This is a genomic window from Microbacterium sp. str. 'China' (assembly GCF_002993305.1).
GTDB lineage: Bacteria > Actinomycetota > Actinomycetes > Actinomycetales > Microbacteriaceae > Microbacterium > Microbacterium paraoxydans.
This window is the reverse complement of the sequence record NZ_CP027434.1, coordinates 2,020,432-2,046,062: the sequence shown is the minus strand read 5'-3', so window position 1 is coordinate 2,046,062 and position 25,631 is coordinate 2,020,432. Positions and strand designations below refer to the sequence as shown.

At 68.8% G+C, this 25,631-nt stretch carries 25 protein-coding genes; 17 read left to right on the top strand and 8 right to left on the bottom strand.

Translation table 11 applies throughout. From position 1 onward, the window contains the following. Window positions 1-219: 219 nt before the first annotated feature. Window positions 220-1,593: a glycoside hydrolase family 1 protein gene (locus tag C6C15_RS09850; protein WP_105949967.1), complete on the top strand. Its 1,374-nt coding sequence runs from the start codon at window positions 220-222 to the stop codon at window positions 1,591-1,593. Beyond that, a complete protein-coding gene (locus C6C15_RS09845; RefSeq protein ID WP_234024117.1) occupies window positions 1,590-2,828 on the top strand; it encodes an MFS transporter in 1,239 nt (412 codons plus the stop codon). Before C6C15_RS09850 ends, C6C15_RS09845 begins: the two co-directional genes overlap by 4 nt. Here C6C15_RS09845 and C6C15_RS09840 read toward each other — a convergent pair. The 6 genes from C6C15_RS09840 to C6C15_RS09815 form a co-directional block, all read right to left on the bottom strand. Further along, window positions 2,820-3,551 (bottom strand): alpha/beta fold hydrolase, encoded by a 732-nt coding sequence (locus C6C15_RS09840; RefSeq protein ID WP_105949966.1) that lies wholly within the window; start codon window positions 3,549-3,551, stop codon window positions 2,820-2,822. The two genes, C6C15_RS09845 and C6C15_RS09840, sit on opposite strands and share 9 nt — an antisense overlap. Window positions 3,552-3,618: 67 nt before the next feature. Beyond that, complete coding sequence (locus C6C15_RS09835) at window positions 3,619-3,798, bottom strand: hypothetical protein (RefSeq protein ID WP_060921463.1); 180 nt, start codon at window positions 3,796-3,798, stop codon at window positions 3,619-3,621. 165 nt (window positions 3,799-3,963) lie between these two features. Beyond that, complete coding sequence (locus C6C15_RS09830; RefSeq protein WP_060921464.1) at window positions 3,964-5,673, bottom strand: ABC transporter family substrate-binding protein; 1,710 nt, start codon at window positions 5,671-5,673, stop codon at window positions 3,964-3,966. A gap of 133 nt (window positions 5,674-5,806) precedes the next feature. Beyond that, window positions 5,807-7,735, bottom strand: coding sequence for an ABC transporter ATP-binding protein (locus tag C6C15_RS09825; RefSeq protein ID WP_060921465.1), 1,929 nt, complete (start codon window positions 7,733-7,735; stop codon window positions 5,807-5,809). Next, window positions 7,732-8,652, bottom strand: coding sequence for an ABC transporter permease (locus C6C15_RS09820; protein WP_234024116.1), 921 nt, complete (start codon window positions 8,650-8,652; stop codon window positions 7,732-7,734). The genes C6C15_RS09825 and C6C15_RS09820 overlap by 4 nt, the downstream gene beginning before the upstream one ends. Before the next feature lie 2 nt (window positions 8,653-8,654). Further along, the gene (locus tag C6C15_RS09815) at window positions 8,655-9,638 is read right to left on the bottom strand and encodes an ABC transporter permease (protein ID WP_060921467.1); all 984 of its coding nucleotides are present in this window, start codon (window positions 9,636-9,638) and stop codon (window positions 8,655-8,657) included. 242 nt (window positions 9,639-9,880) lie between these two features. Between C6C15_RS09815 and lepA the strand changes: the two genes are divergently transcribed. Further along, window positions 9,881-11,749 carry a translation elongation factor 4 gene (gene lepA / locus C6C15_RS09810; RefSeq protein ID WP_025103696.1) on the top strand — a complete coding sequence of 623 codons (1,869 nt, stop codon included), beginning with the start codon at window positions 9,881-9,883 and terminating at the stop codon, window positions 11,747-11,749. On the opposite strand, the gene C6C15_RS09805 is transcribed toward lepA, so the two are convergent. Further along, entirely contained in the window at window positions 11,703-12,125 is a 423-nt protein-coding gene (locus C6C15_RS09805) for a GIY-YIG nuclease family protein (RefSeq protein ID WP_105949964.1), read from the bottom strand. The two genes, lepA and C6C15_RS09805, sit on opposite strands and share 47 nt — an antisense overlap. 232 nt (window positions 12,126-12,357) lie before the next feature. Between C6C15_RS09805 and C6C15_RS09800 the strand changes: the two genes are divergently transcribed. From C6C15_RS09800 to C6C15_RS09735, 14 genes are all read left to right on the top strand, one after another. Next, a complete protein-coding gene (locus tag C6C15_RS09800) occupies window positions 12,358-13,011 on the top strand; it encodes a DUF1990 family protein (protein ID WP_105949963.1) in 654 nt (217 codons plus the stop codon). Next, window positions 13,011-14,228 (top strand): radical SAM family heme chaperone HemW, encoded by a 1,218-nt coding sequence (gene hemW / locus C6C15_RS09795; protein WP_105949962.1) that lies wholly within the window; start codon window positions 13,011-13,013, stop codon window positions 14,226-14,228. The genes C6C15_RS09800 and hemW overlap by 1 nt, the downstream gene beginning before the upstream one ends. Window positions 14,229-14,335: 107 nt before the next feature. Then, window positions 14,336-15,367, top strand: coding sequence for a heat-inducible transcriptional repressor HrcA (gene hrcA / locus C6C15_RS09790; protein ID WP_060922190.1), 1,032 nt, complete (start codon window positions 14,336-14,338; stop codon window positions 15,365-15,367). Window positions 15,368-15,403: 36 nt separating this feature from the next. Further along, the gene (gene dnaJ / locus C6C15_RS09785; protein WP_060922189.1) at window positions 15,404-16,516 is read left to right on the top strand and encodes a molecular chaperone DnaJ; all 1,113 of its coding nucleotides are present in this window, start codon (window positions 15,404-15,406) and stop codon (window positions 16,514-16,516) included. 2 nt (window positions 16,517-16,518) lie between these two features. Beyond that, the gene (locus C6C15_RS09780; RefSeq protein ID WP_105949961.1) at window positions 16,519-17,247 is read left to right on the top strand and encodes a 16S rRNA (uracil(1498)-N(3))-methyltransferase; all 729 of its coding nucleotides are present in this window, start codon (window positions 16,519-16,521) and stop codon (window positions 17,245-17,247) included. 37 nt (window positions 17,248-17,284) lie between these two features. Further along, window positions 17,285-17,632: an HIT domain-containing protein gene (locus C6C15_RS09775; RefSeq protein WP_060922187.1), complete on the top strand. Its 348-nt coding sequence runs from the start codon at window positions 17,285-17,287 to the stop codon at window positions 17,630-17,632. A 46-nt stretch (window positions 17,633-17,678) separates the two neighbouring features. Then, window positions 17,679-18,704, top strand: a complete 1,026-nt coding sequence (locus tag C6C15_RS09770; protein ID WP_231919667.1) for a PhoH family protein — start codon at window positions 17,679-17,681, stop codon at window positions 18,702-18,704. Continuing rightward, window positions 18,701-19,162, top strand: coding sequence for an rRNA maturation RNase YbeY (gene ybeY, locus C6C15_RS09765; RefSeq protein ID WP_060922186.1), 462 nt, complete (start codon window positions 18,701-18,703; stop codon window positions 19,160-19,162). Before C6C15_RS09770 ends, ybeY begins: the two co-directional genes overlap by 4 nt. Further along, on the top strand, window positions 19,159-20,451 hold the full coding sequence (locus tag C6C15_RS09760) for a hemolysin family protein (RefSeq protein ID WP_025103687.1): 1,293 nt from the start codon (window positions 19,159-19,161) through the stop codon (window positions 20,449-20,451). The genes ybeY and C6C15_RS09760 overlap by 4 nt, the downstream gene beginning before the upstream one ends. Continuing rightward, window positions 20,444-21,340: a GTPase Era gene (era, locus tag C6C15_RS09755; RefSeq protein WP_062635160.1), complete on the top strand. Its 897-nt coding sequence runs from the start codon at window positions 20,444-20,446 to the stop codon at window positions 21,338-21,340. Before C6C15_RS09760 ends, era begins: the two co-directional genes overlap by 8 nt. Window positions 21,341-21,394: 54 nt before the next feature. After that, entirely contained in the window at window positions 21,395-21,916 is a 522-nt protein-coding gene (locus C6C15_RS09750) for an RNA polymerase sigma factor (protein WP_105949960.1), read from the top strand. Next, window positions 21,916-22,896 (top strand): hypothetical protein, encoded by a 981-nt coding sequence (locus C6C15_RS09745; RefSeq protein WP_105949959.1) that lies wholly within the window; start codon window positions 21,916-21,918, stop codon window positions 22,894-22,896. The genes C6C15_RS09750 and C6C15_RS09745 overlap by 1 nt, the downstream gene beginning before the upstream one ends. Then, entirely contained in the window at window positions 22,893-23,369 is a 477-nt protein-coding gene (locus C6C15_RS09740) for a hypothetical protein (RefSeq protein WP_105949958.1), read from the top strand. The genes C6C15_RS09745 and C6C15_RS09740 overlap by 4 nt, the downstream gene beginning before the upstream one ends. A gap of 511 nt (window positions 23,370-23,880) precedes the next feature. Continuing rightward, window positions 23,881-24,822 (top strand): quinone oxidoreductase family protein, encoded by a 942-nt coding sequence (locus C6C15_RS09735; RefSeq protein WP_105949957.1) that lies wholly within the window; start codon window positions 23,881-23,883, stop codon window positions 24,820-24,822. Here the strand turns inward: C6C15_RS09735 and C6C15_RS09730 are convergent. After that, window positions 24,819-25,469 carry a hypothetical protein gene (locus C6C15_RS09730; protein WP_234024115.1) on the bottom strand — a complete coding sequence of 217 codons (651 nt, stop codon included), beginning with the start codon at window positions 25,467-25,469 and terminating at the stop codon, window positions 24,819-24,821. The genes C6C15_RS09735 and C6C15_RS09730 overlap by 4 nt on opposite strands. Between the last annotated feature and the right edge of the window lie 162 nt (window positions 25,470-25,631).

Here is a 25,631-nt window from a genome sequence, read left to right as displayed (position 1 = left end):
GTGGACGCTTTCTGTACAGGAGTTATTCGGAGTGCCGGCAGCAGAAGAGGGCTGCTGCACGGCGGTCGTGAGGGAAGAACCCACACGCAAGCCAAGAGTCGAGTCTACCAGCACCGGATGGGATCGTGCGAAACGACACCGACCGGACGAGACGCCGTCGCGCGGAGGGTGGGACCGGGTGCAGAATCATCCTCAACGACGACGACGTCAAGGAGCCCGATGACCCCCCTCAGCACCGACCCGACCGCGCGTGCGCGGCTCCGCTGGTCCGCCGCCACCTCAGCCATCCAGATCGAGGGTTCCCGCCGTGCCGACGGAGCGGGCCGGTCGATCTGGGACGACGAGATCGCGAAACCCGGACGCATCCGCGACGGCTCGACGGCGGAGCCAGCCTGCGACAGCTATCGCCGTGTGGCGGATGACGTCGACCTGGTGGCCGGTCTCGGACTCGATCGGTACCGGTTCTCGATTCCCTGGGCGCGCGTGCAGCCGGACGGACGCGGGCCCGGGAACGTCGCGGCGCTGGACCATTACGCCCGCGTCATCGATGCTCTGCTGGAGGCCGGAGTCACGCCGTTCCCGACGCTCTATCACTGGGAGCTGCCGAGCCCGGTCGAGGCCGACGGCGGCTGGCTCGCTCGCGACACCGCCGAACGCTTCGGGGAGTACGTCGCCCTCGTCGCCGCCCGCCTCGGAGACCGGGTGTCGTCCTGGTACACCCTGAACGAGCCCGCCATGACCACCCTGCAGGGCTACGCCGTCGGCGCGCTCGCACCCGGCAGGCAGCTCCTCTACGGTGCGCTCCCGACCGCCCACCATCAGCTGCTCGCCCATTCCCGAGCCGCTGACGCGCTGCGACACCAGGGTGCGGAGAGCGTGGGGCTCGTCAACAACCACACCTGGGTCCTGCCGCTGCGGGACACCGAGGAGGATCATGCCGCAGCCGCGGTCTACGACCTCCTGCACAACCGGCTGTTCAGCGAGCCGCTGCTCTCCGGGACGACACCGGACCTGGAGGCGCTCGGGCTTCCGCCGCTGCCCATCCTCGGTGATGACCTCGCACGCATCGCGGGATCGATCGACTTCTACGGCGTGAACTTCTACAACCCGACGACCGTCACCGCCGCCGCTTCCGGGAACGACATCCCGTTCGAGATCGTGCCGACGCCCGGAGTCCCCGTCACCGGGTTCGGTCCCGAGTGGCCGATCATGCCGTCCGCGCTGCGTGCTCTCCTGATCGACCTGCACCGCCGCCACCCGGACATGCCACCGATCGTCATCGGAGAGAACGGAGCTTCCTTCCCGGAACCCGAGGTCGCCGGTCCTGTGGAGGACATCGACCGGATCGCCTACCTCTCCGCGCACATCGACGCGGTGGGCGAGGCCATCGACGCCGGCGTCCCCGTCGAGGAGTACACGGTCTGGTCGCTGCTCGACAACTGGGAGTGGACGGACGGCTACACGCAACGGTTCGGTCTCGTTCACGTGGACTTCTCGACGGGGGAGCGCACCCCGAAGGGCTCCTACGGCTGGTATCGCGAGCTCATCGGGGGCGCTCGTGCGGCCCGCGACGCCGAGGCGGCACGAGCGTGAGCGGTACCTCGGGCGTCGCCACCCGCAGGGCGGGCCTGCGCTGGATGTCGTTGTTCACCCTCGCCTGGCTCGCCATCTGGACCGTCCAGCTCACCCCGGTCCAGCTCCTCCTCCCGCTGCAGCTCGACACTCCGGAGGACGACTGGGTCCGTGGCGTCGTCTCCTCCGGGATCGTGCTCGGAGTGGGTGGCCTCGCCGGTGTCGTCGCCGGGCCGCTCGCCGGAGCGCTCTCGGACCGCGCCCGTGCCGGCGCGCACCGGCGTCGCCCGTGGGCTCTCGGCGGTGTCGTGCTCACCGCCGCGTGTCTCGTGCTCACCGGATTCGCCGAGGGACCGGGGGCGGTCGGCGCCGGCTGGATCGGCGTCTCGATCGGTGTCGCCGTCTCCTCCGCCGCGTTCACCGCTCTCATCGCCGACCAGCTCCCGACGACGCAGCGCGGCGCCGCCTCCGCCGCGGTCGGTTCGAGCCAGGCGGTCGGCATCGTTCTAGGGGTCGGGCTGGTGGTGCTGCTGGGCCTCGACATCCTCGCCGGGTATCTGCTCCTCGCCGGCATCATCGCGGCGGTGGGCATCGCCGCGGCGCTGCTGCTGCCGGACCCGCCGAGCACCGAAGCGCTCCGTCCCCAGCGCATCGGGCGTCCCCGCCTGGCGTCGCTCCGCGACCGCGACTTCGCCTGGATGCTCTCCGGCCGGCTCGTCACCAACATCGGCAACGCTCTCGGGACGGCCCTGTTCCTCTTCTTCCTCCTCCACGGCCTCGGCCAGGAGAGCGCGACCGCACAGGACAACCTCCTGCTTCTCATCGTCGTCTACACCGTCTTCGTCGTGCTCGCCTCGGTGATCACCGGGATCATCTCCGACCGCACCGGCGAGCGGCGTCGACTCGCGGTGGCGGCCACGGTCGTGCAGGCGGCATCGGGCGTGGTGATCGTGGCCATGCCCACCTTCGAGATGACGATGATCGCCGCCGCGCTCATGGGCGTCGGCTATGGTGCCTTCTCGACCGTGGGACTCGCGTTCGCGGCCGATCTGCTCCCGGATGAGCAGGACCACGCGCGCGACCTCGGCATCGTGAACGTGATCGCCGCCCTCGGCCAACTCATCGGGCCCGTCCTCGGAGCCGGCCTCGTCGCGCTGGCCGGCGGGTTCTGGCTCGTCTTCCTCGCGGCGGCCGTCCTATCGCTCGTCGGCGGAGCTCTCACCGCCGCCGCGCGGCCCCGAGTGCTCTCAGCCTGACGCCGTGCGCTGCTCGATCGTCGCGATCGCGAGCGCGAGGACGGCATTGAACACCCGCGGGCGCATGGCCGTGAGAAGGTGCGTGGTCCGCGGCACGACGATGAGCTCGGCCTCGGGGGCCAGACGCCGGAACAGGGGCTCGTTCAAGCGGAGCTGATCGTACTGGCCGTTCACGAACCACAGGGGTACGTCGATGCGGGGGACAGCGGCGGCGACGTCCAGAGCGGCGAGGCTGCGGAGCGTCTGGTCCTGGATGTCGAGCGCATAGCCGCCGGCGGCGAAATCACCGCGATTCTCCTCGGGGATCGTCGCAGCGAGCATCCGCTGCGTCAGCCACATGCCACGGTCGGGCAGGGAGTCGACCGCCCTGGCGAACAGTCGGTATGCACGCAGCCCCGCGCCGCGGGGCAGCGAGGTGCACGCCGCGGCGACGAGTCCGTCGACGGGGGGAGGCTCCGCGCCACCGGTGTACGCGAGGGAGAGCAGCCCGCCCATCGAGTGCCCGACCAGCAGGACGGGGCCCCGCTCTGCGGCGGCGCGGACGGCGGCGTCGATCGTGTGCAGCGCCTCGTGGAGGGTGAAGTCCTCCTCCATCCGGCTGCCGTGGCCGGGGAGGTCGACGGCGGTGACGGGGAGCTCGCGTGCCTCCAGGTACTCGATCTGCGACCGCCACATGGTGGCCGACGTGCGGATGCCGTGCACGAGGACGGTCTGGACGGTCACGCCTTCAGCATAAGGAAAGCGCGGCCGGTGGATGAACCACCGACCCCGCTTCGACACAAGAGGGCCTTTACTTCAGGCAGATCGCGCGCATACCTCCGATGAAGCACGTCTTGGTGCCCATCTTCCCGCCGCCGCCGTCGCCCTGCGGTATGGGCTTCACGACCGCGCCTGCCGAGACACCAGACCCCAACACCATGACGGCCGCAACGCCGAGGGCGAGCACTCCCGCGCGAATCTTGTTCTTCATCGATCCTCCGATCTCGTTTCCGGCCACTCGTTTCGGAAGCCCCCGGCGGAGCCGGGACCTCCCCGCCGAAACGGAGACCATACCTTTCGCGCGACGACGATACACGAAGCGGGGCCGGTGGATGGACCACCGACCCCGCTTCGACACGAGATGTGTCAGAGGATGTTACTTCTCCCAGCCGACGTTCTCGACCGGCGTGATGCCGAACAGGTCGAGACCCACGTAAGGCTCCGGGGTCAGGTTAGCCAGACCCTCCTGAACCGTGTAGATCTGCGGGCCGTTGTACAGCGGGATGAGACCCCAGCGCTTGTAGATCTCGGGCTCGAGCTCCATGGCGGCCTTGGTCTGCGCCTCGGGGTCGCTCTGCGACTCGACCTTGTCCTTGATCTCCGCGTCGAGCTCGGCGTCACCGACACCCGACAGGTTCAGACCGGAGTCCGAGCAGTAGAGCTGGCAGAACCAGGCGGCACCGAACGGGTCGGACGAGGTGAAGCGGAGTCCGGAGACGTCCCAGTTCTTCGAGGTGTAGTCGTCGGAGAACTGGCTGGCGGGACGCACATCGACCTTGACGTCGATGCCGATCTCCTTCTCCTGCGCCTGCAGCGACTGCGCGAGCGCCTTGGCGGTCGCGGTGTCGTTCCAGATGGGGTAGACGACGGAGAGCTTGACGCCGTCCTTCTCGCGGATGCCGTCCGAGCCTTCGGTCCAGCCGGCCTCGTCGAGGAGCTTCTTGGCGCCCTCGACGTCGAACTCCCAGCCGGCGGCCTTCATCGAGTCGGTGTAGCCGGGCTGGAAGGAGAACAGGGTGAGCGAACCGGCCGGGTCCTCCTCGTAGCCGAGGCCGTTCCAGGCGATCTGCTTCTGCTGGTCGATGTTGATGGCCTTGAAGAACGCCTCACGGACCTTGACGTCCTCGAACTGCGGCTTCGTCGCGTCGACCTGCAGGATGGTGTTCGCCGTCTGCTGTGCGCGGTAGACGACCGCACCGTCGACGTCCTTGACCTGGTCGATGAGCTCCTGAGAGCCCGTCTCCACCATGTCGACCTCGCCGTTCTTGAAGGCGTTGACGCCGGCCTGGCCGTCCATGCCCGTCATGGTGACCTTGTCGAGCAGCGGAGCGTCGCCCCACCACTCGGGGTTCGGCTTGAAGGAGATGTAGCCCTTGTTCGCGTCGAACTCGTCGACGGTGTACGGGCCGGCACCCCACTCCGGGTGCGGGTTGTCGATCATCGCCTCGTTGAAGACGTCCGGGTCGGCGAGGGCCGGGTGGATCACGCCGCCGTTGAACGGCATCTGCGGCCAGGCGAACTCGCCCTTGAAGGTCACGATGGCCGTCTTGGGGGAGTCGCCCTGCTCGACGGACTCGATCTCCTTGTAGCCGTCGGTCGCGTTCGGGTTGAAGCCCTCGTCGTAGGAGCGGTTGGCCTTCCACGTGGCATCGATGGCGGTCCAGTCCATGTCGGTGCCGTCGTTCCAGTGGGCCTCGTCGGTGAACGTGAACGTCAGGACCGTCTTGCCGTCCTTGACCTCGTTCTTCCACTCCGACAGGTAGTTGTCGTTCTTGTACTGCGTGCCGTCCGGCTCCATCAGGATCAGCTGCGGCGTGTACCACGCGGCGATGCGGGCGGTGTCCGCGCTGCCGTCGCTGTTGAATGCGTTGAGCTGGTCGGGGACCTCGCGGATGGCGAAGTTGACCTCGCCGCCTTCCTTCAGGTTCTCGCGGGGCTGCGGGTTGTAGTTCGCCATCTCGACTTCGGCAGCTTCGCCGTTGTCGCCGCTGTTGCCACTGCCGCCGTTTCCGGCAGCGCACCCGCTGATCGCGAGTGCGAGAACGCCGGTGAATGCCAGCGCTCCCATCAGCTTGTACTGCTTCATGGTGCTCCTTTCGCCTTACGGCGTGTCATAAAGGGAAGAATAGTTCGAGCCTCATACCGGTACGCCGCCGTGCGGTGAATGGCGCCTAACCGTTATCGGACGGTGACCACTCTCGGCCCCGGCCGTGCCCGTGTCAGACCGTCGCCGGCTTCGTGCTGACCGTGTCGGGATCGAACACGACGCGCTGCCGCGTGCGCTCGATGTCCGGGTCGGGGACCGGGATCGCCGAGAGCAGAGCCTTGGTGTACGGGTGCTGCGGATTGTCGAACACCTCGTCGACATCGCCGTGCTCGACGAAATCACCGAGGTACATCACGGCGACCCGATCGGCGATGTGGCGGACGACGGAGAGGTCGTGCGCCACGAAGAGGTACGACAGCCCGAGCTTGACCTTGAGCTCATCGAGGAGATTGATCACGCCGGCCTGGATCGACACGTCGAGCGCGGAGACCGGCTCGTCGAGAACCACGATCTTGGGGTTCGTCGACAGCGCGCGGGCGATGCCGATGCGCTGTCGCTGACCACCCGAGAACGCCTGGGGGAAGCGATCGCGATGCGCCGGATTGAGGCCGACGAGATCCATCAGCTCACCGACACGACGGTGCACCTCGGCGCTCGGCGTTCCGATCGCGAGAAGCGGCTCTGCGATGATGTCGGCGACGGTCAGGCGAGGATCCAGAGCACCCATCGGGTCCTGGAAAACGATCTGGATGTCGCGACGCAGTGCGCGCTCGACCTTGTGGCTGCGGATGTCGTTGACACTCGTGCCGGCGATCACGATGTCGCCCTCGGTCTGCTTGACCATGTCCATGATCTGGAGCAGCGTCGTCGTCTTGCCGGAACCGGACTCGCCGACGATGGCCATCGTCTCGCCCTCGCGCACGTCGAAGCTGATCCCCTTGATCGCGTGGACCTCACCGACCTTGCGCTTGAGGAACGCCCCCTTCAGAAGGGGGAACGTCTTGGTGAGGTTCTTCACCTCGAGCGTGATCGGCCGCTCCTCGCGGGGAAGGCGCGTGAGGTCGCTCTCGGGGACCTCGCGCACGGGGTAGACCGGTAGCCCGCCGAGCATGCCGCCATCCTCGATTTCGTCCGCCCGGATGCAGGCCGCACGGTGTTCTGACACGCCTCCCGTGTGAACGGGGAGAAGCTCCGGCTCCTTCGCGCGGCAGGCGTCGATCACGATGGGGCAGCGGTCCGCGAACGGGCACGCATCGGGCAGGTCGATGAGCAGGGGCGGGTTGCCCTTGATCGGGGTCAGAGGCTCCTTCTCGGCCTTGTCCACGCGCGGGATGGCGCCGAGGAGTCCGATCGAGTAGGGCATCCGGGTCTTGTGGAACAGCTCCCTGACCGGGGCCTGCTCGACGGGCTTGCCCGCGTACATGACCATGACGTCGTCGGCGGTGCGGGCCACGACACCCATGTCATGCGTGATCATCATCACGGCCGCGCCGGTCTCGTCCTGTGCCTTCTCGATGAGGTCGAGGATCTGTGCCTGAATCGTCACGTCCAGAGCAGTGGTCGGCTCGTCGGCGATGATCAGCTTGGGGTCGTTCGCCATCGCGATGGCGATGACGACGCGCTGGCGCATGCCTCCGGAGAACTCGTGGGGGAAGGCCTTCATGCGCTTCTCCGGCTCCGGGATCCCGACGAGCTTGAGGAGGTCGATGGCCCGGGCGTTGGCCTCTTTGCCGCTCATGTTGCGGTGCACCGTCAATGCCTCGATCAGCTGCGTGCCGATCGTGTACACGGGGGTCAGCGAGGTCAGCGGGTCCTGGAAGATCATCGACAGGCCGTTGCCGCGGATCGTGGAGAGCTGCGCGTCCGTCTTGCCGATCAGCTCCTGGCCGTCGAACATGATCGAGCCCGACACCTTGGCGTTCTCGTCGAGCAGGCCCATCACCGCCAGGGAGGTGACCGACTTGCCCGACCCGGACTCTCCGACGATGCCGAGGGTCTTCCCGGCCTCGAGGTCGAAGGAGACGCCGCGGACGGCGTGGACACGGCCGGCCTCAGAGGCGAAGCTGACGTTGAGGTCGCGGACGGAGAGGATGGGGCTCATGCGCGGCCTCCAGCAGCCGAGGTGGGATCGAGGGCATCACGCAGACCGTCGGCGATGAGTGCCATCGACACGGTGAGCAGTGTGAGGACGAGGGCCGGGAAGTAGAACAGCCACGGCGAGCTCGTGATGGTCGTGCTGCCCTCGCCGATCAGGGAGCCGAGGGAGACATCGGGGATCTTGACGCCGAAGCCGATGAACGACAGACCGGTCTCGGTGGTCACGGCGGCGACGATGCCCAGGGTGAAGTTGATCACCAGCAGTGATCCGATGTTGGGGACCAGGTGCCGCAGGACGATGCGTCCGCCACGGACCCCCATGTAGCGCGCGGCCTGCACGTACTCGCGTTCGCGGAGCGACAGCGCCATCGTCCAGATGATGCGCGCGGGGAAGAACCATCCGACGAAGATCATCACCAGGGCGATGACCCACCAGACGCCGCCGGAGTCATTCGAGACGACCGACAGGATGAGGAAGGTCGGGACGACCATCATGAAGTGGATCACCAGAAGAGCGATGCGCTCGAACCAGCCGCCGAAGTAGGCGGCGGCCGTGCCGACGAGTGCCGAGAGGATCGTCGTGCCGAGCGAGACGGTGATGGCGATCATGAGCGAGCGCTGCAGACCGACAGCGGTCTGCGTGTACGTGTCGTTCCCGGCGCCGTTGGTCCCGAACCAGTGCCCGGCCGACGGGGGCGAGCTCAATGCCAGGAAGTCCATGTCATTCACCGCGTAGCGCGACAGCAACGGTCCGAGCGTCGCGAAGAGGATCAGGACGAACAGCACGATGATGCCGCCGACAGCGGGCTTGTTGCGCAGGAACCGGCGCGTGTACAACGTCCACTTCGAGAGCGACTTGTCGGCGGGCTGCGGAGGCCCGACGGGCGGCTCGACGAGGGGATCGATCATTTCCGTGGTCATTTTCAGCTCACCCTCACTCGCGGGTCGAGGATGACCACGATGATGTCCGCCAGCACGGCGCCGATCGCGGTCAGAACGGCGCCGAACGCGGCGACCGCCACGACACCGTTGATGTCGTTCTGGTTGATGGTGTCGAGGAAGTAGCGCCCCATGCCCTGCCAGGCGAAGATCGTCTCCGTCAGGATCGCGCCGGTGAAGATCGTCGGGATCGTGAAGGCGACCTGGGTGGCGACGGGGATGAGGGACGTGCGGAGCGCGTGCTTCCGGATCGCCTGGGCCTTCGTGAGCCCCTTGGCGCGAGCCGTGCGGACGTAATCGGCGTTGATGTTGTCGAGCAGCAGGGAGCGCTGAAGGAAGTGATACTGGGCGTAACCGACCAGCACCAGAGCGATGGTCGGCAGGGTGACGTGCTGGAGCGCATCGACGATCGTGGGGAAGAAGCCGGTGACCCCGGGACTGGAGGAGCCGGTGACGTAGAAGATGCGCACGCCGGTCGCTTCGTTGAGGGCGATGGCGAGGAGTACAACGGCGAGACCCGCCACGATGATGTTGATGTTCATCGTGATGATCGAGGTCGCCTGGCCGATGCGGTCGGCGAGCTTGTACTGACGGGAGGCGGTGTACACGCCCAGCCAGACGCCGAGCACGGCGGCGATGATCGTGGCGCCGAGGACGAGCTCGGCGCTGACCCACATGCGATAGGCGACCTGCTCGTTCACCGACTGCCCCGTCGGGCTGACGCCCCAGTCCCATCGCAGCAGAATCCCCGAGAACCAGTTCCACCACCGTTCGATCAGCGGGACTGTGTCGCTCAGGTTGCGGGGGATGAGGACGTTGTCGATCTGCTCAGGACTGAGCGGAGGGCGCCGACCCACATAGTTGCTGCGCGGATCGAGGAAGCCCCACGCGAGGAAGTAGGTGAGGTTCGTCGCGACCACGATCATGAGCAGCCAGCCGAGGGCACGGCGCGCGAGGTACTTGATCAAGGGGGATTTGTCTTTCTCTTCTCCAGACGCGCTCGGGGTCTGCCGACGCAACGCTGAGCCGGGCGGATGATCGGGTTTCATCCGCCGTTCCGCGCGACGCGACAGCCCTCACGGAGTCTGTGACGGAGTCGTATCGCTTACGGGATCCGGTGTCACGGATTGATCCCGGGCAACTTCGGGAGACTGTCACCGATACGCACGAATGGGGATTATGAGGACCCTCACCGTAGAATCGACGGGACATGTCCCCACGCGCTCTCACCCCGCTTCAGCCTGCCGCGACGCCGGCTGCGCAGATCCGTAACTTCTGCATCATCGCCCACATCGACCACGGCAAGTCGACCCTGGCCGACCGCATGCTCCAGATCACCGGCGTGGTCGCGGAGCGGGACATGCGCGCCCAGTACCTCGACCGGATGGACATCGAGCGGGAGCGCGGCATCACGATCAAGAGCCAGGCGGTGCGGATGCCGTGGGCTCTGGGGCAGGCGCAGGGCCCGGACGAGGTGTTCGCGCTCAACATGATCGACACCCCCGGTCACGTCGACTTCACGTACGAGGTCTCCCGGTCGCTGGCCGCGTGCGAGGGTGCCATCCTGCTCGTCGACGCGGCGCAGGGCATCGAGGCCCAGACGCTGGCCAACCTCTACCTCGCGCTGGAGAACGACCTCCACATCATCCCCGTCCTCAACAAGATCGACCTGCCCGCCGCCGACCCCGAGAAGTACGCGAAGGAGCTGGCCTCTCTCATCGGGGGCAAGCCGGAGGACGTGCTGCGTGTCTCGGGGAAGACCGGCATGGGCGTCGAGGATCTCCTCGACCGGATCGTCGAGGAGATCCCGGCACCGGTGGGCGACGCGGACGCACCCGCGCGGGCCATGATCTTCGACTCCGTGTACGACGCCTACCGCGGCGTGGTCACCTACGTGCGGATGGTCGACGGCAGCCTCTCGCCCCGCGAGCGGATCCAGATGATGTCCACCGGCGCGAACCACGAGGCCCTCGAGGTCGGCGTGTCGAGCCCGGAGCCCACTCCGACCAAGGGACTCGGCGTCGGCGAGGTGGGCTACCTCATCACCGGAGTGAAGGACGTGCGGCAGTCGAAGGTCGGCGACACGATCACGAACGCTCGCAAGCCCGCGGCGGAGGCGCTCCCCGGCTACACGGACCCCAAGCCGATGGTCTTCTCGGGCATCTACCCGATCGACGGCAGCGACTACGCCGAACTGCGCGAGGCGCTGGACAAGCTCAAGCTCTCCGACGCCTCGCTGCAGTACGAGCCGGAGACCTCCGTGGCGCTCGGCTTCGGGTTCCGCTGCGGCTTCCTCGGCCTGCTGCACCTGGAGATCGTGACCGAGCGTCTTTCGCGGGAGTTCGGCCTCGACCTCATCACCACCGCCCCGAGCGTGATCTACGAGGTCGTGACGAGCGACACCGGCGAGACGGTGACCGTGACGAACCCGAGCGAGTACCCCGACGGCCGTATCGGCTCGGTGTCGGAGCCGATGGTGAAGGCGGCGATCCTGCTGCCCAAGGACTACGTCGGCACCGTCATGGAGCTGTGCCAGTCGCGGCGCGGCACGCTGCTGGGCATGGAGTACTTCTCCGAGGAGCGCGTCGAGCTGCGCTACAACATGCCGCTCGGCGAGATCGTGTTCGACTTCTTCGACCAGCTCAAGTCCAAGACGCAGGGCTACGCGTCCCTGGACTACGAGCCGTCGGGGCAGCAGGAGGCCGACCTGGTCAAGGTCGACATCCTCCTGCAGGGCGAGAAGGTCGACGCGTTCAGCTCGATCGTGCACCGGGACAAGGCCTACGCCTACGGCACGATGATGGCGGAGCGGCTGCGCAAGCTCATCCCTCGCCAGCAGTTCGAGGTGCCGATCCAGGCGGCGATCGGTGCCCGCATCATCGCCCGCGAGACGATACGCGCGATCCGCAAGGACGTGCTCGCCAAGTGCTACGGCGGTGACATCACCCGAAAGCGCAAGCTCCTCGAGAAGCAGAAGGAGGGCAAGAAGCGCATGAAGATGGTGGGCCGCGTCGAGGTTCCGCAGGAGGCGTTCATCGCCGCGCTCTCCGGCGACGTCGAGACCAAGGACAAGAAGTAGCCCACCGCCGCTGAGCCGGTCGGTCCACGCTGGGTCGCTGAGCTTGTCGAAGCGGGTCCGTCCGCGCTGGGTCGCTGAGCTGTCGAAGCGCACTGTACGACCTCGACAACGACGGAAGGTCCTCCCACCGATTCTCGATCAACGCCATCTTCTTCCGACGACTCCACCCCTGGATCTGCTTCTCCCGGAAGAAGGCCGCGTCGACGGTGTCGAAGTGCTCCGCGTAGACCAGCGAGACCGGTCTCCGGTGGCGCGTATGGATGGCGGCGAACGCGTCGTCGTGGTTGTGCTCCCAGATGCGGGCTTCGAGGTCGCCGTTCGTGCTGCCCGTGTAGAAGCTGCCGTCACGGCATTCGAGGATGTAGGTCCATGGCATTGGGCCATCCTGGGCGAGGGGTGTGCGGGTTTCCCGGGGCGTGGGGGATCCCTTCGACAAGCTCAGGGACCCAGCGCTGTGGAGGAGCCCTTCGACAAGCGCAGGGACCCACCCTTCGACAGGCTCAGGGACCCACCCTTCGACAGGCTCAGGGACCCGGTCGACGCCGGGGATGTGACGGCGTGCGGCGCGGGGGGTGTTCGCTCAGGGAACCCGAAGTAGGCTGGAACTCATGCGGCGCGGGACTTTCCGAGACGACACGGTGGACTATGCGGCCGTGGGTGCGACCCACGCCCCCGATCTGATGCAGTACCCGCCGGAGCGCAGCATCCCGGCGGAGGAATCCTGGCGGATCGGGAGCGGCGAGGAGCGTTTCCAGACGGCCGGCGAAGCCCTGCTGTCCTGGACGGCCCAGCGTGCGGCCGGGCTGTCGGTGGAAGACGTCCGTCCTGCTCCCGGCCCCGCGTACGCCGGCGTGAGCTTCGATGCCGAGGGCAACCCCATCGCACCGAGCAAGCGCGACGTGGAGCCGCGGTATGACGCGGAGGGGGTGCCCTTCGTGGGCGCGGGCATGACGCTGCACCTGAGCGGCCGAGTGGGTGGGATGCGCGCTGACTCCGAGCTGCGCGTGATCTCCGTCACCGAGGAGACCCGGCGGATCGGCTTCGTGCTGGGCACGGTCGGGGGCTCCGTCGTGAGCGGCGAGGAGTCGTTCGACGTGGACTGGCGAGAGGACAACGACGAGGTCTGGTTCACGGTCCGCGCCTTCGACGCCCCGAACACGCTGCTCTACCGTCTCGTTCCCGCACTGATGAAGCGCCGCCGTCGCGAGCTCTTCGCGCGCTACCTCCGCGCGATCTCCCCGCTCTACGCGACCCCGGTGTGATGGCGGGACCACTTCCACTCGGGGATCCGGCGCCCGCGGACGGGCGGCTCCCCGCAGACCTTCCGATCTCCGCCGAGACGCCGTTCTCCGCCTACCTGCACATCCCGTTCTGCCGCGTGCGCTGCGGCTACTGCGACTTCAACACGTACACGTCCGGCGAGCTGCGTGGAGCGAAGCAGGAGGACTACGCGTCCACCCTCATCGGCGAGATCGCCCTGGCGCGTACCGTCCTGGATGAGGCCGGAGCGCTGCGCCCGATGGACACGGTCTTCTTCGGCGGCGGCACGCCCACGCTGCTTCCCGCGGGAGACCTCGCTCGCATGCTGGGAGCGGCCACCGCGGCGTTCGGACTCGCACCGGGCGCCGAGGTCACGGTCGAGGCCAATCCCGACACCGTGACGCCGGAGGTCGCGCGCATCCTCGCCGAGGCGGGCGTCACGAGGCTGTCCATCGGCATGCAGTCCGCCGTTCCGCACGTCCTCGCCGCGCTCGACCGGACGCACCGGCCCGAGAACGTGCGCACCGCCGTCGCCGCGGCGAAGGATGCAGGACTCGCGGTCAGCGTCGACCTCATCTACGGCGCACCGGGGGAGAGCCTCGCCGACTGGGAGGCCTCGCTCGACGCCGCCCTCGCCCTGGAGTCGGACCACGTCTCCGCGTATGCCCTCATCATCGAGGACGGCACCAAGCTCGCGCGACAGATCCGTCGCGGTGAGGTGCCGACTCCGGACGACGACCTGCAGGCGGACATGTACGAGCTGGCGGACGAGCGCCTCGCCGCCGCCGGGTTCGAGTGGTACGAGGTCAGCAACTGGGCCCGCAGCGAGGGGCAGCGGTCGCGCCACAACCTCGCGTACTGGCGGGGGAGCGACTGGTGGGGCTTCGGCCCCGGCGCCCACAGCCACGTCGCCGGACTCCGGTGGTGGAACGTCAAGCATCCCGCCGCCTACGCGCAGCGGCTGGCGGCCTCGTCGTCGCCGGCGGCAGGGCGCGAGAGGCCGGACCCGGACGCGCAGACGCTCGAGCGCATCCTCCTCCTCAGTCGCATCCGCGAGGGGATCGCGGTGACAGACGTCCCGGAGCAGAACAGGGATCGGGTGGCCGGGCTCATCGCCGACGGCCTGATCGACGCGGCGGCGGCGATCCGCGGGCGCGTCCAGCTCACGCTCCGCGGCCGCCTCCTCGCCGATGCCGTGGTGCGCGAGCTGACGGACTGAGCCGCGACGCCGGGCTGTCCGCCTTCGGAGATCTCCCGATCGCAGGAGGTAGGATTGGCACTCAGGGCGGCAGAGTGCCAGCATCCGATCGGCGGGAAGGGGAAGCCATGGTCACAGAGCGAGGGCTGCAGGTCCTCCGCGCGATCGTGCAGGACTACGTCGAGACGCACGAGCCCGTGGGCAGTCGTTCCATCGTCGACCGTCATTCCTTCGGCGTCTCGGCGGCGACCATCCGCAACGACATGGCGCAGCTGGAGGACGAGGAGCTGATCACGGCTCCGCACACGTCATCCGGACGCGTGCCGACGGACAAGGGCTACCGGGTGTTCGTCAACCACCTCGCCCAGCTCCGCCCGCTCTCCACCGCGCAGCGTTCCGCCATCGAGTCGTTCCTCGCCGACCCGGCCGACCTCGACGATCTGATGGTCCGGACGGTGCGCGTGCTCACGCAACTCACCGGACAGGTCGCGTTGGCGCAGTATCCGTCGTTCGCGAGAGCGCACGTGACCCACGTGGAGCTCGTCACGCTGGCCCCCAACCGGCTCCTCATCGTCCTCGTGACGGACGCGGGCGGGGTGTCCCAGCGGATCACCGCACTGCCGGACACGATCGACGAAGCGGACCTCGCGGTGCTTCGCGCGAGACTGTCCGCCCTCATCACCGGGCAGGCGATCGCGTCGGCTTCCGACCGACTTCAAGCGCTCCTCGCCACGGAGGAGACGCCCCATGATCGTGTGCTCCGCGCGGTGGCCGGCGTCGTGATCGACGAACTCGGCGGCTTCCGGCAGGAGCGGCTCGTGATGGCCGGAGCCGCGACCCTGGCGCGGCGGGAACAAGACTTCCGCGGCAGCATCCACCCCCTCCTCGAGGCCATCGAGGAGCAGGTCACGCTGCTGCGGCTGATGAGCGAGATGGTGCCCGACGAGCACGGCCTCGCGGCGAGCATCGGCACCGAGAACGCCTCCTTCGGGCTCGGCGAGGCGTCGATCGTCGCCAGCAACTACGCGGCGCCCTCGGGGACCGCGCGGGTCGGTGTCATGGGGCCCACCCGGATGGACTATCCGAGCAACCTCGCGGCGGCACGGGCGGTCGCCCGCTACCTGTCGCGGATGCTCGACGACGACGAGGCCGGCCGCTGAGGCGGCCCCCACGGAAACACACGCAGAAGGGCGATTGTGGCGGACCACTACGAGGTTCTCGGGGTGTCCCGGGACGCTTCCACCGATGAGATCAAGAAGGCGTATCGGCGCCTGGCACGGCAGCTCCACCCGGACGTGAATCCGGGCGAGGAAGCCGCGGAGAAGTTCAAGCTCGTCACGCACGCCTACGACGTGCTCAGCGACGAGGAGTCACGCCGACGCTACGACATGGGCGGCGGTGACGGCGCGAACAACTTCGGCGGCTTCGGCGGCTTCGGCGACATCTTCGAGACGTTCTTCGGTGCGTCACAGGGCGGCGGACGCGGCGCCCGTCCGCGATCGCGGCGAGAGCGCGGTCAGGACGCGCTCGTCCGGGTCACCCTCGACCTCGGCGACGTCGTCTTCGGCGCACACCGCGACATCGAGGTCGACACGGCCGTGCTCTGCGAGACCTGTCAGGGCTCGTGCTGCCAGGAAGGCACGTCGCCGGTCACCTGCGACATCTGCGGCGGCACGGGGCATGTGCAGCGTCAGGTGCGGAGCCTTCTCGGCAACGTCGTCACCTCCCAGCCGTGCGGCACCTGCGAGGGCTACGGCACGACCATCCCGTACCCCTGCGGAACCTGTGGCGGGCAGGGACGCGTCCGCTCGCGCCGCACGGTGTCCCTCGACATCCCGGCGGGCGTCGAGACCGGACTGCGGCTGCAGCTCCCTGGCTCCGGCGAGGTCGGCCGCGCGGGCGGCCCGAACGGCGACCTCTACGTGGAGGTCACGGTCAACCCGCACCCCGCGTTCAGCCGTGACGGCGACGACCTGCTCGCCACGCTCGAGGTGTCCATGACCGATGCCATCCTCGGCACCGAGACCTCGATCGAGGGTCTCGACGGGGAGGTCGACCTGGAGATCCGCGCCGGTGTGCAGTCCGGTGACGTGCTGACCATCAAGGGGCGAGGCATCACGCCGCTGCGCGGCACCCAGCGCGGCGACCTCCGCGTCGGCGTGCAGGTGGTCACCCCCACCAAGCTCGACTCCGCACAGCGCAAGCTCATCGAGGACTTCGCCAAGAAGAACAAGGCGCCGGGCCCGCAGCTCGCGCAGTTCCAGCAGGGTCTGTTCTCCAAGCTGCGCGACCGCTTCCGCACCCACTGATCGTGGCCCTGCACTTCCTCGTCGAATCCGCGGGTGACGCTGCGGCGGGCGGCCTCGTCTCGCTGACCGGTGCCGAGGCGAAGCATGCGGCCGTCGTCCGGCGGCTTCGCGTCGGCGAGGCCGTCACGGTCGGCGACGGCCGGGGCGTCTGGCTGACCGGCGTCGCCGAAGAGGTGTCGCCGTCGCGCGTCGACGTCCGGATCACCGAGCGCGTCGAGCACGAGCCGGCGAGTCCGCGCCTCGTGCTCGTGCAGGCGCTCGCGAAGGGCGACCGCGACGAGCTCGCCGTGCAGGCCGCGTGCGAACTGGGTGTCGACGAGGTCGTGCCGTGGCAGGCGGGTCGCAGCGTGTCGCGCTGGGAGGGACCGAAGGCGGTGAAGGGGCGCGAGCGCTGGGCGACGATCGTCCGTGAGGCCGCGAAGCAGGCGCACCGTGCCTGGGTACCCGAGGTGGCCGCCCCGGAGACGACCGCACAGCTCGCGAGCCGCGCGGCGACGCAGCGCGTGCTCCTGCTCGACCCGACCGCGCCCGCGCGGCTCTCCGCGCTGGTGCCGGACGACCGTGACCTCGTGCTCGTGGTGGGTCCGGAGGGCGGGATCGCTCCGGAGGAGCTCGAGAAGCTCACGGCCGCGGGCGCCGAACGCGTGCTGCTCGGCGACACCGTGCTGCGCACGTCCACGGCGGGCCCCGCGGCCATCGCCGTGCTGTCCGCGGCCCTCGGGCGCTGGTGACCGGCCGCGCCGCGCGTCCCCCCAGTAAGCTGAGAGCATGAGCGAACCCTCGATCTTCACGCGCATCCTCACCGGGGACATCCCCGGGGAGATCCTGCTCGACACGGGCCGCGTCTTCGCGATCCGCGACATCGATCCGCAGGCGCCGCTCCATGTGCTCGTCATCCCCAAGACCGAGGAGTACCGCGACGTGACCGAGCTCGCGGCCGGGGATCCCGCCCTGCTGGCCGAGATGGTCGCCGCCGCCAAGCGCATCGCGGAGGAACACGCCAACGGCGAGTACCGCCTCATCTTCAACAACGGCGCGAGTGTCGCGCAGTCCGTCTTCCACGTGCACGCCCATGTGCTCGGCAACCTCGAGGAGAACAAGCTCGTTGGCTTCTGACGATCAGGAAAACGTCACCGAACGGCTCTATGCCGACGGCGTCGCGATGGTGCAGCTGCTCGGTCCGCAGGACCGGCTGCTGCGGATGCTCGAGCGCGAGCACCGCGACGTGCAGGTGCTCGTCCGCGGCAACGAGATCACCCTCACGGGCGCGCGCGAGGCCGTCGCCAAGGCCAAGACCCTCGTCGACGAGCTCCTCACGATGACCAAGGCGGGGCACGATCTCGCCCCGAGCGACGTGTCCAGCTCGGCACGCATGCTGCGTCAGGACGGCGGCCCGCGGCCCAGCGAGGTGCTGGGCGAGGCGATCCTCTCCACGCGCGGCAAGGTGATCCGGCCGAAGACCCTCGGTCAGAAGGAGTACGTCGACGCGATCGAGGAGAACACGATCGTGTTCGGCATCGGTCCGGCCGGAACGGGCAAGACCTACCTGGCGATGGCCAAGGCCGTCCAGGCGCTGCAGCGCAAGGAGGTCACCCGCATCATCCTCACCCGTCCAGCGGTCGAGGCGGGGGAGCGCCTCGGGTTCCTTCCCGGCACGCTCACCGACAAGATCGATCCGTACCTGCGGCCGCTCTACGACGCGCTCAACGAGATGATGGATCCGGAGATCGTGCCGCGCCTGATGGCGACGGGCACCATCGAGGTCGCGCCCCTCGCGTACATGCGCGGACGCACCCTCAACGACTCCTTCGTCGTGCTCGACGAGGCGCAGAACACCACGCCCGAGCAGATGAAGATGTTCCTCACCCGTCTCGGGTTCGGCACGAAGATGGTCGTCACCGGCGACATCACCCAGGTCGACCTCCCGCAGGGCGCTTCCGGCCTCCGCCTGGTCACCCGGGTGCTCGACGGCATCGACGACATCCACTTCTCCCGTCTCACCAGTGACGACGTGGTCCGGCACTCCCTGGTGGGGCGCATCGTCGACGCCTACAGCGAGTACGACGAGCGGCGCGTGGCGCAGCGGGCCGAGCGCGAGCAGGCGCACGAGTTCGCCAACCGCGCCGAGCGCCGCGGCGCCCAGCGACCAGGACCACGTGACCGCATGCCGAAACGAGGGCTCTCATGATCGAGATCAACAACGAGTCGGCCATCGATGTCGACGAGACCGTGCTGCAGCGGCTGACGGACTTCAACCTCGCGCAGCTCCACGTCAGCCCGGACGCCGAGGTGGCCATCGTGCTCGTCGACGAGGGCGCCATGGAGGCGCTGCACGTGCAGTGGATGGACGAGCCGGGGCCGACCGACGTCCTGAGCTTCCCGATGGACGAGCTCCGGCCCGGCACCGAGGACCGTCCGACGCCTCCCGGGCTGCTCGGCGACATCGTCCTCTGCCCGCAGGTCGCGGAGACGCAGGCGCAGGCCGCCGGCCACACCCTCATGGACGAGCTCATCCTGCTCACCACGCACGGGCTGCTGCACCTGCTCGGGTTCGACCACGCCGAGCCGGATGAGGAGCGGGAGATGTTCGGGCTGCAGAAGCAGCTCATCCAGGGCTTCGCCGCGTCCGAGCGCCGCCGGCGATGACGGAGCTGCTGCTGCTCGTCGCCGCGGTGCTGCTGGTGGCGTTCGGCGGCCTCATGGCCGCGATCGACGCGGCATACGGCGTGACCTCGCGCGCCGGACTCGAGGACATGGCGACCGAGGGACGCCGTGCGAAGGCCCTCGGGCGCATCGCCGCCGACCTGGACGCGCACGTCAACGCCGTCGCCTTCATCCGTGTTCTCGCGGAGGTGACGGCCGCCGTGCTCGTCACCGTGGCGTTCACGATCGTCTTCGAGAACATCTGGTGGGCGATGCTCGCCGCCGCCATCCTGATGACCGGAATCACCTTCGTCCTCGTCGGGGCGAGTCCGCGGACGTTCGGTCACCAGCACGCCGAGAGCATGATCCGCGGGAGCGCGGCCATCGTGCGCGGACTCCGGATCATCCTGGGTCCCATCGCCCAGGGGCTCGTCGTCCTGGGCAACCGTGTCACCCCGGGGACCGGACGCAGTTCGTTCTCCAGCGAGGACCAGTTGCTCAGCATGGTCGATGAGGCCGCGTCCAACGACCTCATCGAGGAGGACGACCGCGATCTCATCCACTCGGTGTTCGACTTCACCGACCAGTTCGTCCGGGCGGTGATGGTGCCGCGCACCGAGATGGTCACCGTGGGCGCGGAGGCGACGACCGACGAGGCCATGTCGCTCTTCCTTCATCGCGGGGTGTCCCGCATGCCCGTCGTCGACGATGAGGCCGACGACGTCGTCGGGGTGCTGTATCTCAAGGACCTCGTGCAGTTCGCGTACCGGGACGACAGCGCCTGGCGCGCAGCATCCATCCGTCCGATCGCTCGGCCGGCCACGTTCGTCCCCGAGTCGATGCGCGCGGAGACGCTGCTGCAGCAGATGAAGCGCGACGCCGTGCACGTCTGTCTCGTGATCGACGAGCATGGCGGGATCTCCGGCCTGGTGACGCTGGAGGACCTCATCGAGGAGCTCGTGGGGGAGATCTCGGACGAGTACGATCAGGTGTCCGCCGAGTTCGTCGACCTGGGCGACGGCCGCTATCGGGTGAGCTCCCGGCTCTCACTGGAGGACGTGGGCGATCTGTTCGGTCTGGAGCTCGAGGACGAGGACGTCGACTCCATCGGCGGCCTGCTCGGCAAGACGCTCGGCCAGGTGCCGCAGCCCGGTGCGACGGCGACAGTCCACGGGCTCGTGCTCACCGGGGGCGCGTCCCGCGGGCGGGGGCGCGGGATCGCGACGGTGTTCGTGGAACGGGCGGCAGAGCCCGAAGAAGTGCAGGATGAAGGAGAGCGGCGCGATGACTGAAGACACCCGGAGCGGGTTCGTGACTTTCGTCGGGCGGCCGAACGTGGGCAAGTCCACGCTCACCAACGCCCTGGTCGGCGAGAAGATCGCCATCACCAGCGAGAAGCCGCAGACCACGCGCCGCGCGATCCGCGGCATCCTCAACCGGCCGGACGGGCAGCTCGTCATCGTCGACACTCCCGGCATCCACAAGCCGCGCACACTCCTCGGCGAGCGGCTGAACGATCTCGTGGAGCAGGTCCTGGGCGACGTCGACGTGATCGGCTTCTGCGTGCCCGCGACCGAGAAGGTCGGTCCCGGCGACCGCCGCATCGCCGCCTCGCTGGACGGTTACCCGCGTGCGCAGAAGATCGCGATCGTCACCAAGACCGACGCCGCGGGTCGCGACGAGATCACCGAGCGGCTGATGGAGGTCGACTCCCTCCGCGAGGACTGGGCGGCGGTGATCCCGCTGTCGGCGCTGACGCGGGATCAGCTCGAGGTGCTGGCGGACGAGATCCTGCAGCTCATGCCGGAGGGGCCCGCGCTCTACCCCGAGGGCGTCACCACCGACGAGTCCGCCGAGGACCGGATCGCGGAGATCATCCGCGAGGCCGCCCTCGACGGCGTGCGCGACGAGCTCCCGCACTCGATCGCCGTCGTCGTCGATGACATCGCCCCGCGCGAAGACAGCGACCTCACCGACGTGCATGCCTCCATCGTCGTGGAGCGGGACAGCCAGAAGGCGATCATCATCGGCCACAAGGGCAAGCGCCTCCGCGACGTGGGAGCGCGCGCCCGCGCCGGCATCGAGGAACTGCTCGGGACCCGCGTCTTCCTCGGGCTCCATGTCAAGGTCGCGAAGGAGTGGCAGCGCGATCCGAAGCAGCTCGGGCGGCTCGGGTTCTGACATGCCGGGCAGCAGGACGTCGGAGGCGGCGGGCCGACCGCCGACCCCACCGACATGATCGGCCGCGGCGAAGACCCGAGCTCGCTGCGGAACGAGGTCTTCACACGAGTGTTCGATGAGCACTGGGCGACGGTGCGCCACCACATCGAGGGCGTCGTCCCGGATGACGACGAGGTCAGCGAGATCGTGTCCGAGGTGTTCCTCGTGGCGTGGTCGCGACTGCGGCCCTCGCGGCCGCCGGGGAAGGTCTGGCTGCTCCGTCAGACCGACCGGCAGCTCCGCGCGCGGGCTCGGCGTTCGTCCACTGCGCACGGCGCGATCGACGCCGTGCACGCGGGACTCTCCGGCGATCCCGAGACCCTCGGCGGGTTCGGGCGCAGCGAAGTGCTCAGAGCTTTGGGTGTCCTCACTCCGGGGCAACGGCGTATCATCATGCTCACGTACTGGGATGGACTCGCGGTGGGGGAGATCGCGGAGCTGCTGCGCACTTCTGAGTCCCGGGTACGGAAGACGTTGGCTCGTGCCGAAGATCGGCTGCGAGAGACGCTGGGACTGGAGGGGACGGGGAGCGCGTGATGTCTGACAATGCCCTGCTCGAGCGCGTGCTCGTCGAGGCCGATCCTGCGCGCACGCCGCGCGATGCCGAGCCGGATGCGCGCGCGATCGCCGCGCGCGACCGCATCATCCGGTCCGCGCGTGCCCCGCGACGACGGCGAGCCAGGACGATCGGCTGGGCGGCAGGGCTGACGGCTGTCGCCGCGTCCGCCGCTGTGGCGATCGGCGTCCTCCTCCCGCAGGGAGCCGCCGTGGCGGGAGCGCCGTCTCCGCTCGTGTTCGAGGATGCCGGTTCCCTGGGCGACACGGTGGCCGCGGCGGAGGCGGATCTCGAGGTCTTCAGTCCACCCACGGAACCGGAGCGCTCGACACGCACGGCCTTCTGGTCGTACAACGTCGAGGTCGACACCGAACGGGCCGAGGTCGTGCCGCAGTTCGCGACCTTCACCTGGGAGGAGGATCTCTCGGGAGAGGCCGTCGCCATCAACGGTGAGCCGTACGCGCCGACGGATGCGGTGGCGAACGGACAGGCCGAGGTGAAGAGCACGGGCGAGGTGGCATCCCGTGTCGTCCTCGCTCCGGGTGAGTTCGTCACTCCCGTCGTCGATGTCCCGGGCGATTCCGCCGAGGACGTCCGGGCACTGCTGGTCGCCTTCGACATGCCCGAGCAGCCCACCGCGTTCGAGGTGGTGACGGCGATCACCTCCGTCTTCGGGCAGTGGACGCTCACGAACGCGCAGCACGCCGAGCTGCTGACCCTGATCGAGGAGTCCGGGGGCGCGGAGGCTCTGGGGACGACGAACGATCGGCTCGGCCGCCCGGTCTCCGGGATCCGGGTCGTCTCCGCCGACGGCGTCGTCCGTGACGACGTGCTCGTATCGCTCGACACCGGCCGCATCGTGGGTCTCGAACGGACTGTGCTCAAGGACGACGGGGTGTTCCCCGCGGGGGCGATCGTCGACTACCGGATGTGGGACATCGACGAGGAGATGCTGCGATGACACGACTGCGCATCGCCGTCGTGCTCGGACTGGCCCTGGTCCTGACCGGAGCGGGCGGCCCTGTCGTCGCGGCCACTGCTGAGGAGCCGCCGCTCGACCCGCTGATGGTGCGCATCCTCGACGAGGTGCCCGGTGGCGTGGTGATCGACGCCGGCAGCGCCGTATGGCCGAAGCTCGACATGGAGTACACCTCGAACATGGCGACCGTCCGCACGATGGCGCGAGCGGTCGGGAACTGTGCGACCGGTCGCATCTGCGCGTACCGGGAGCTCAATCGCGTCGGCGCCATGCTGAGCTGGGGAAGCTGTACGACCATCGCGATCCCGTCCTCCTTCGCGACGAAGTCGGCGGCGAACGCCCGCGCCTCCGGTTACATGCAGGTCCGGAACGGGAGCACGGTCCTGGCGACGGTCTCCGCCAATGCGTGGAGCAACATCTCCGGCTCGGCGACCAACATCCGCTGCTTCCTCTGAGCGTGCGTAGCGGCGATGCGGGCGAGAAGGTCGGATCGAGGGATCGGTCGATGAGTCGTGGCCGCGTTGCTGTCGCATGCTGCATGTAGCCGATGCCGACGGAGGACCGTTCGAGTGAAGCGGGGCTTTCTCCGCGCTGCGGCCACCGGACTGACAGTGCTGGGTGTGGCGGCGTCGGCGGGGTGCGTGCCCACACGCCCCGTCTTCCTGGAGCCGGTGAACCGATTCTCCCCGGCACCTTTCCCGACTTCTCCGTGACCAGCAGCCGTGCGTATCCCGTGTCGAGCCTGGAAGGGCCCGTCACCGTGTACGTCATACTCTCCGGGGTCGACCACCGCACGGAGATGTCGTTCAAGAACGTCGCTGTGGATGGCCTCGTCGAAGGTTCTTACGTCGGCCACTCCGGGGAGGTGACCACTGAGCCCTGCGGCGGAGCAGGTTCTGTGCCGAACGCAACGCGCCGTCATGCTCCCGCGGGCGCATGATGGAAGCCAGGATGAAGGGTGGAAGCATGGCGAGGCACTGGGTGGCGCGGGTGGCGGGATCTCCCGATTCGTGGGAGTTCGAGGAGTATGAGCCCGCGGCGCCGCGCGAGGGCGAGGTCACGATCCGGGTCCGGGCCGCGGGGGTGAATCCGGCCGACGCGAAGCACGTCGCCGCCGCCCGGCCGGGGATCGAATTCCCGGTGCCCATCGGCTACGAGGTCTCGGGTGAGCTCGCGGCGATCGGCCCCGAGACCCGCATCGGTTCCGGTGAGGCCGAGGCCGGCGATGAGGTCGTGGCGTTCCGCGTGCGGGGCGGTTACGCGACCGAGGTCACGGTGCCCGCGGCGAAGGTGTTCGCGAAGCCGTCCACGCTCACCCACCCGGAAGCGGCCAACCTCCTGCTCGTCGGCACGACGGCCGCGGAGATGCTCGCCGTCACCGGGGCGACGCCGGGGGAGACGGTCCTGCTGCACGGGGCGTCGGGCGCGGTCGGTGTCAGCGTGCTGCAGCAGGCGCGGCTCCGGGATGTCCGGGTCATCGGCACCGCCAGCCCCGAACGCTTCGGCGAGGTCCGCCGTTTCGGTGGGATCCCGGTGGCCTACGGCTCCGGACTCGCTGATCGGGTGCGCGCGCTGGCCGACGGGCCGATCGCGGCGGCTCTGGACGCGGTGGGCACGGACGAGGCCGTCGACGTGTCCCTCGCCCTGGTGTCCGATCGCCGCCGGATCGTCACGATCGCGAACTTCGCGCGAGCGTCGGCCGACGGGTTCCTCGCGATCGCGGGGTCGATGCCCGACAGCGCCCGGTTCCGCGACGAGGTGCGCAGCGAGCTCATCGCCTTGGCGCAGAACGGTGACCTGGTGGTGCCGCTCGCACGCACGTTCCCGCTCGCCGAGGCGCCCGAGGCCCATCGGCTCCTCGCCACCGGTCACCCGGGCGGCAAGCTCGCCCTGGTCACGGACGCCTAGCCGATCTCGCGGAGCGCAGACGTGACGACGACCACGTCCTCGCCGTACTCGGCGTCCACCGCGTCCTGCAGCGTCCCGTCGTCCCAGACGACCTGGAGCCACACGTAGCCGCGGTCCGCCGACACGGCGAGCGCGTCCGCGCCGAGGCGTCCGGTGATGTCGTTCTGCACCCGATCCAGCTCGTCCGCCGAGCTCGTACCGTCGATGCCGGCCGTCGGATCCTCCGGAGCCATCGGATCGTAGAGCGCGAGGAGCGCCGGGGGACCGGCCACCGTGAATCGCTCGCCGTCCCAGGTTCCGGTCACCGCGTAGGCCCCCCACCGCGTCTCCCCGGACGACTCGCGACCGTCCAGACCCTCCCAGCTCCACTCGTCGAGCGGGACGCCGTCGCACTGCGGCGGATACGACTCGCGGATCGCGCCGAGACACAGCCGCACGTCCCCGGACTCGTCGAGCACGGTCCCCGTGGCGACGACGCGCCCCTTCGGTGGTGCGGGTTCCGCCTCCTCCAGGAGCATGTCCGAGGGGACGGTCGTGGTTGTCGGCGGAGCGGACGCTCCCGGCGCGGTGGCACAGCCGGCCAGCAGCAACAGCACTGCCGTCGCGACGCCGACGGCGGTGACAGGGCGGTCGCGGAGGATGCTCATACCGACCAGTGTCGCGCGGGCACGCATCGTCTCAGACGTCGAAACGCCCGCGGCTTCCCTGCTAGCATGACCACATGCCTTTCGGCGGTCTGCTTCTTCTTAGCTGCCGCGACGAGTCCTAAAGCTAGGGCCTTCCTCGTCGCGGCGCTTGTGTTGGCCCGT